The organism is Candidatus Methylacidiphilales bacterium, assembly GCA_025056655.1.
Classification (GTDB): domain Bacteria; phylum Verrucomicrobiota; class Verrucomicrobiia; order Methylacidiphilales; family JANWVL01; genus JANWVL01.
Genome location: JANWVL010000163.1, coordinates 1 through 7,453, shown reverse-complemented (window position 1 = coordinate 7,453; position 7,453 = coordinate 1). Strand labels below are relative to the sequence as shown.

6 protein-coding genes are annotated in these 7,453 nt (G+C 55.9%); 5 read left to right on the top strand and 1 reads right to left on the bottom strand.

Annotation, left to right across the window (positions count from 1 at the left end; all coding sequences use genetic code 11):
- From NZM04_10485 to NZM04_10465, 5 genes are all read left to right on the top strand, one after another.
- Positions 1-1,251 (top strand): ATP-binding protein (locus tag NZM04_10485; protein ID MCS7064441.1); only part of this gene is annotated, 1,251 nt, incomplete at its 5' end.
- Positions 1,205-1,432, top strand: coding sequence for a hypothetical protein (locus tag NZM04_10480; protein MCS7064440.1), 228 nt, complete (start codon positions 1,205-1,207; stop codon positions 1,430-1,432). The genes NZM04_10485 and NZM04_10480, both read left to right, overlap by 47 nt.
- 74 nt (positions 1,433-1,506) lie before the next feature.
- Positions 1,507-3,714 carry an alpha-amylase family glycosyl hydrolase gene (locus NZM04_10475; GenBank protein ID MCS7064439.1) on the top strand — a complete coding sequence of 736 codons (2,208 nt, stop codon included), beginning with the start codon at positions 1,507-1,509 and terminating at the stop codon, positions 3,712-3,714.
- Positions 3,715-3,731: 17 nt separating this feature from the next.
- Positions 3,732-4,679: a thioredoxin-disulfide reductase gene (gene trxB / locus NZM04_10470; protein ID MCS7064438.1), complete on the top strand. Its 948-nt coding sequence runs from the start codon at positions 3,732-3,734 to the stop codon at positions 4,677-4,679.
- A gap of 14 nt (positions 4,680-4,693) precedes the next feature.
- Complete coding sequence (locus NZM04_10465; protein MCS7064437.1) at positions 4,694-6,130, top strand: TonB-dependent receptor; 1,437 nt, start codon at positions 4,694-4,696, stop codon at positions 6,128-6,130.
- Between the two features lie 513 nt (positions 6,131-6,643).
- Here NZM04_10465 and NZM04_10460 read toward each other — a convergent pair.
- The coding region (locus NZM04_10460; protein ID MCS7064436.1) for a hypothetical protein at positions 6,644-7,453 on the bottom strand (810 nt) is incomplete at its 5' end.

The window sequence follows — 7,453 nt, the reverse complement described above, 5'->3', positions numbered from 1 at the left end:
TATCTGCCGCCCATGTCCGGCCTGGCCGCCGAGGAATTCCGCAAGGAACCCGGCGAGATCGGCGTGCTCATCGGGGAGGGCCGCACCGCCGAGGTGCTCCGCAACCTTTGCCACCGCGTCCACGCGAACACCGACGCCTGGGGCAAGCTGGCCGAACACGTGAAACGGCTCTTCCGCGTGGAACTCCTGCCCCCCGCCTATATCCCCGAGCGCAGCGAACTGCGCATGCAATACCGCCAGCCCGACGGCCTGACCCTAGACCTCTCCTCGGCCGGCCGCGGCTTCCAGCAAACCCTGTTGCTACTGGCCTACCTTTACCAAAACCCCGGCAGCGTCCTCCTGCTCGACGAGCCGGACGCCCACCTCGAAATCATCCGCCAACGCGAGACCTACAATCTCCTCACGGAAGTCGCCCGCGAAACGGGCAGCCAAATCATCGCCGCCAGCCACTCGGAAGTCGTCCTCAACGAGGCGGCTGAACGCGACGTCGTCGTCGCCTTCGTCGGCACGCCGCACCGCCTCGACAACCGGCAGACAAGCCAGGCCGCCAAGGCCCTCAAGAGCATTCCGTTCGACCTCTACTACCTCGCTGAAACCAAAGGCTGGATGCTCTTCCTCGAAGGCTCCACCGACCTGGCCATCCTCCGTTCCCTCGCCCGCAAGCTCAACCACCCAGCCACCGACGTGCTCCAGGAGCCGCCCGTCCACTACGTCAAGACCAACATCCCCAACCACGCCCGCGACGTGTTCCACGGGCTGCGCGAAGCCAAGCCCGGCCTTATCGGGCTGGCCCTGTTCGACCGGCTCAGCCCGCCGCCGGAATCCACCGCCGGACTGGACATGCTTTGCTGGTCCCGTCGCGAGATTGAGAACTACCTGGTCAGCCCCACAGTGCTCGACCGGTTCGCCCGCCACGGCCAGCCCGACGACTTGTTTGGCCGCGCCGATGCCGACCGCCGGGCGCATTTGATGCGCGAGTGCATCGCCGAATTGGAGCAGGCCCTCCGCGTCACCAACAAGCCCTCCCCGTGGTCGGCGGATATCAAAGTCACCGACGACTTCCTCGACCCCCTGTTCAAGAACTTCTACGAACGCCTCGGCCTGACGCAGTTGCTGTTCAAACGGAACTACCACGTCCTTGCCGACCTCATCGAACCGGCTGAACTACAGGCCGACGTCCGCGCCGAGATCGAGGAAAAACTCAATGCCATCGTCGCCGTCAGCCGCAGGGCGCACCCACCAGCGGAATAAACTCCATATCCCACCACATTACCTCCTCACAGGCAAACTCACGCCAAAAGCAAAGCCACCTAAGCTTCGCCGCCAGATCAAATACGGTCGCAGCCTGAAATTATCGGCTAGCAATCGAAAGGCTTCATCACAACGAACACAGAATCAACCTCACTTACCCTCATCACACCGCAACGCATAACTAGCACAGAAAAAGCGTTGATTTTGCCCTTTGAAATATCCCGCCTCTTAACTAGCTTGTGGCATCGTTCACTCATGAAAATCCTTTACATACTCCCGCTTGCTTGCCTGCTTTTTTCGATCGCCTGCAAAAATTTGGCTTCACCTTCAGGAGAAGATAAAACCTCTCCCCAGCCTCCCCCTTTTGAAACGGAAGAGGCGCCTTCCTCAGAAGAACCTCTTCCTTCCACGCCTCCCGCTCCTCCACAGGCTGAAAAAAAATCCGACTCCACCTCACCTGCTGCTCCTCAAGATCCTTCCAATACAGCTGCTAACCAAGCCGATTCCGCATCTTCTCAGCCTCAAGCTTCCGAAGAGACGCACCCGCCACAAGAGCCAGCTCCATCCCCGCGCGGCACCTTTCATGACCCATCAAAGGATATCGTTTACTATCTCGACCTCTCCGGCACAGCTCCCCCACTAGAAGTCCCCACAGATCCCACCGCCGCAGAATCCGCACAAAACGTCCCCGACTGGGCCCAATATGCAATTTGGTATCAAATCTTCCCCGAGCGCTTCCGCAACGGCGACCCCCGCAACGACCCCACCCACGACTCCCTTGAATTCCCCGACACCGTCCCCGCCTCCTGGCAAGTGACCCCATGGACTCGCCAATGGTACGAGCGTGAGCCCGCCTGGGAGACCGGCAAATCCTTCTTCGACTCTGTCTTCAACCGCCGCTACGGCGGCGACCTCCAAGGCGTCATCGAAAAGCTCGACTACCTCGCCGACCTCGGCATCAACGCAATCTACTTCAACCCCGTCTTCTACGGCCGCTCCACCCATAAATACGACGGCGCTTGCCTCCATCACATCGACCCCTTCTTCGGCCCTGACCCCATCGGCGACCTCGCCATCATCGAAAAAGAAAACGAAGACCCCTCCAATTGGCAATGGACAAGCGCCGACAAACTCTTCCTTCACCTCCTCCAAGAAGCCAAAAAACGCAACATCCGCGTAATCATCGACGGCGTCTTCAATCACACCGGCACACACTTCTTCGCCTTCCGCGACATAAAGCTCAATCAAGAAAACTCCCCCTACCGCGACTGGTATCAGATCGAAGAATTCGACGACCCACGCACCCGCCGCTACGAATTCCGCTACAAAGGTTGGTGGGGATTCGGCACCCTACCCGTCCTCCGCCACACACCCGATGGCCTCAACATGCATCCAGCCCCCAAAGCTTACATCTTTGAAATCACCCGACGCTGGATGGATCCCAACGGTGATGGCAATCCCTCCGACGGCATCGACGGATGGCGCCTCGACGTCGCCGACGAACTCCCCATCGGCTTCTGGAAAGATTGGAACGCCCACGTCCGAAAAATTAACCCCAATGCCTACACCGTCGCCGAAGTCTGGAAAGACGCCTCCCAATTCATCATCCAAGGCGGTTTCTCCGCTGCCATGAACTACCACGGATTCGCCGTCCCAGTAAAAGGATACCTTATCGATCGAGCAATCCGCGCCTCTGAATTCACCAAAATGATTCGCGACCGCCGCAATGCCCATCACCCCTCCGTTGCCCGTGCCCTCCAAAATCTCATGGACTCCCACGACACCGATCGCCTCGCCTCCATGATCGTAAATTCCAAAAACCGCAACTACATCAACGCCGCCATCTTCGACTACGACGAATCCCGCTTCGTCTCAGCCCGACAAAACCCAAAATACAATACCCGCAAGCCTTCTGAGGAACATCGCACCCTCCAACGCCTCATCCTTTTCTACCAAGTCACCGCAGTCGGTGCACCCATGATCTACTACGGCACAGAAGCCGGCATGTGGGGAGCCGACGACCCCTGCGACCGCAAACCCATGCCCTGGCCAGACCTCCCAATGGAGCCCGAAACCCTCGACCCGCGAGGCCACCGACACGACCCCGACGAAAACCAATTCGACTCCTCCCTCCACGCAACTTACCGCGCCGCCTTATGTTTTCGCGCCCAAAACAAAGCCCTCGCCGACGGCCACCAACATGACATCTACGTAAATGACGCCGAAGACACCTTTGCATTCATCCGACAAAACGACTCACAAAAAATCCTCGTCGCCATCAACCGCAGCGAAGAACCTCGCACATTCTCCATCCCACTCGAAGACTTCAAATTCACCCTAAAGACCGCAAACCAACTCTTCTCCTCTTACCCACTAGACCCCCCCGTCACTCCCCACATCAAAAACGATGCCTTACACTTCACACTGCCACCATTGGTTGGCGTCGCTTTCGAAATAAATTAACTTCCATCCAGCTCAATATGACCCAACACCCCATCGAAAACGTCGTCATCCTCGGCACCGGATGTGCCGGCCTCACAGCCGCTCTCTACACCGCACGCGCAGGCCTAGCCCCACTAGTCCTTACAGGCAACCTTCCAGGCGGACTCCTTACCACCACCTCCATCGTAGAAAACTTCCCCGGTTTCCCAGAAGGCATCGATGGCACCGAACTCATGATGCGCATGCAAGCACAAGCCGAGCGTTTCGGCGCCCGCATCCGCTTCGCTCAACTCACCTCCGCTAACCTTCACACTTACCCCTTCCAACTCGAAATCGAGGGCGATTGGATCTCTGCCCGCGCGCTCATCATCGCTACAGGATCGAGCCCACGAAAGCTCGGCTTAGAAAGTGAGCGGCTCCTGGAAAAAAAAGGCGTCACATACTGTGCCACATGCGATGGCGCCCTGCCCATGTTTCGCAATCGTCCCCTAGTCGTGGTCGGTGGCGGCGACTCAGCCGCGGAAGAAGCCCTCTATCTCACGCGGTTCGGTTCAGAGATTCATCTCGTGCACCGCCGCGATACCCTCCGCGCCTCCAAAATTATGGCAGAACGCGTCCTCGCTCATCCCAAAATCAAACTACATTGGAATTCCGAAATCGCAGAAATCCACGACGTCCAGCAAGGCAAAGTCACCGGCGTCACATTGCGCTCAACAGTCGCCCCCGACCACCTTCAATTCATCGAATGCGCCGGCGTCTTCATCGCGATCGGCCACGTCCCAAATGTTGAAATTTTCAAAAATCAACTCACCACAGACGCAAACGGCTACCTCAAACCCGAACGCGGCACAGCCATGAACATCCCCGGCGTCTTTGCATGCGGCGATGTCGCCGATCCCATCTATCGTCAAGCAATCACAGCTGCCGGCACCGGCTGTGCAGCCGCCATCGAAGCAGAGCGGTTCCTCGCAACGCAAAACATCTAGTTGCCGTATCTCTTATGAATCCAGCAGCTCCTCGCATCACAGACACCTTGGAAAAAGCCCGCGCCGTCAATCAAGTCCGCTCCCAGTATGGCACCTTCGCCGAAATCGGAGCCGGCCAAGAAGTCGCCCGCTGGTTCTTCCGCGCCGGAGGAGCCTCAGGCACCATCGCCAAGACAATATCCGCATACGACATGACCATCAGCGACACAATCTACGGCCCCGCAGAACGATACGTCTGCCGTTCCCGCCTCCAAAGCATGCTCGAATATGAATTTCGACTCTTGGTCGAGCGCCTCGATGCAAAACGCGGTGCCGACACCGTATTCTTCTCCTTTGCCGACACCGTCACCACACGCAGCTTCAAATACCACCAAGAGGCCCACGGCTGGATGGGGATACGCTTCCAACTCCACCCCCGCACACCACCCAATGACATCATCCTCCACGTCCGACTCTTCGACAAATTCGCGCTACAACAGCAAGAAGCTCTCGGAATTCTCGGCGTAAACCTCATCTACGGCGCATTCAATATCTCCCGCCGCACCTCCGAATTCATCGAGTCCTTACTCGATGGCTTAAACACCGAGCGGATCAACATCGACATGCTCAAATTCAGCGGCCCAGACTTCGCCATGGTGGATAACCGCGTCGTAAGTTTGATCCTAGTAAACAAAGGCCTGACTCGCGCAGCGATGTTTGCCCCCAGCGGCGAAGTCATCCAAGCCAGTGAAGTCATGTATAATAAACCGCTGTTGATTGAACGCGGCACGTTTCGCCCAATCACCCGCGTAAATCTCGACATGCTCGCCGGAGCTCGTGAAATCTACCACCAGATGGATTCACAGACAGACCCCGTAGAAATACTCGAAATCTCCACCCGCAACTTAGTCACCGGCAACACCGTCGATTACGAAGACTTCCTCTTCCGTGCAGACATGATCGCCAGCACAGGCAAATTGACGCTCATCTCGGATTATTCCGAGTTTTACAGACTCGTAGAATTCTTCAACACCTACACCCAAGCCCACATTGGCATCGTGCTCGGCACGCCCACGCTAAGCGAAATTCTGCAAGAAAAATACTACGCGCACCTCGACGGTGGCATCCTCGAATCGTTCGGTCGTCTATTTAAGAAAAACGTTCGACTCTACGTCTATCCTCGCCTCTCTCGCGAGACACAGCGCCTCGAAGGCATAGAGGACCTGTTGCAAGGCAATCCATCCGCTCCTTTGGTTCGATACTTGATTGCTCGAAAACAAATTGTCGAAATCCAAGTAAAACAGCCTGATCTGCTCCGGCTCAGTTCACGAGAAGTCGCCGAAAAAATCCAGCGCAACGACCCAGATTGGCCTCAATACGTGCCCGAAAGCGTGGCCGAGATTATTCGCAAACGCAAGGCTCATTCCTCTCTCTGCTCGTTCCAAGCCGAAAAAACCGCCTCGTCTGTCTAAACCTTAGATAGTGTAGCCCCCCACAAGCTCATCCCTTGTGAATTCGCTGGGCATTCTTCAGACACGCATCGAGCAAATATCAGCCTGCCTTCTGATCTTAGCTGCTAGCATCCGACACAGAAGGCTGGCTATACAGCGTTAAAGATTAAGGCCCTTCTGAAACGCTGTGAGCACAAAGACTAGACGCCTCCGCATAGTCCCCCTATGCAGATGGAGCAAAAAACGAGCATACTAAGCGAAACTTCTTATGTTTCTCAGCGAGGAGCACAGCAACTCAGTCGCGGTCCGGAAAGTTTTTCGGACTTGATTCAGAGTTATCAGGTGCAGCCGCTCCTGATCCAGGCACGCTGAGTAAAGGCACCCTCCGTTTGCCTCCGAGGCTCATATTCTCTTGACGTAAAAAAGTGTTTCGAAGGATCAGACAGCACAAATACTCAGCAAAGAGACAGCCAATTCTTATTGCACTGTATTGAGATGGATCAAGATATGTCTGCCTTCAACCCCTAACCTCGATCATTCTTGGACTCTTAAGATCATGGTATAGATTGGTGTCGGGCCGCTAGGAGCTTGCGCGCGTATCCTTGCACGATAAACCCCTTGCGGAAGTTGAACTACGCCGCTTAGATTGCCATCCGTGCTTATAGTCACCCCTTGAGGCAGTGTGCCTACTGCTTCGAATCGAATATTCGATGGATTGTGCGGCGTAGGCCACACCATGAGTTTTCTTGTGAAAGGAACGTTGCGCTTCACTCGCAATACGGAATTACCAAAGATGATGAATCGCCTGTTGTGATCTGGCGAAAGATTGGGGCTAGGATTGTTGCTGGAGTTGTTGCTCGGATTGGTAAGGGCAGGTGAGGAACCTGTTCCTGTCTGAGAGCCATTAGAGGGATTTGCATTACCATTGGTGTTGGTATTAGGAGGCGTCCCTCCACTTGGGGACGTCCCTCCACTTACAGCTTCACAGGCCCCCGTGGGAGTCAACATCATGACGTAGCCATCCGGCTCTACTCTAGTCGATTGCATCACACGCCGCGGTTGAAATGCATCAGCAGGCGGCTTGATTGGATCCCATGCCCAAGGTAAATCCCAGACTACGCCATAACCGACATTGCCCACCACATAGACTCGTTGATCTCGAACTGCCATATCCATGTGGTTAGGCCCTCCTTTCAGCATCCGCCCGTAAATCCGCTTTCCATCAGCATCAAAAACGTTTAACCACCGAAACCCCGCATCCTGCATACCTATCATCCGATGATCGTAAGGAGTGATTCCATTGCGCAAATCATTCAGTGCATTCACCGGTGTAGTATTCGGATC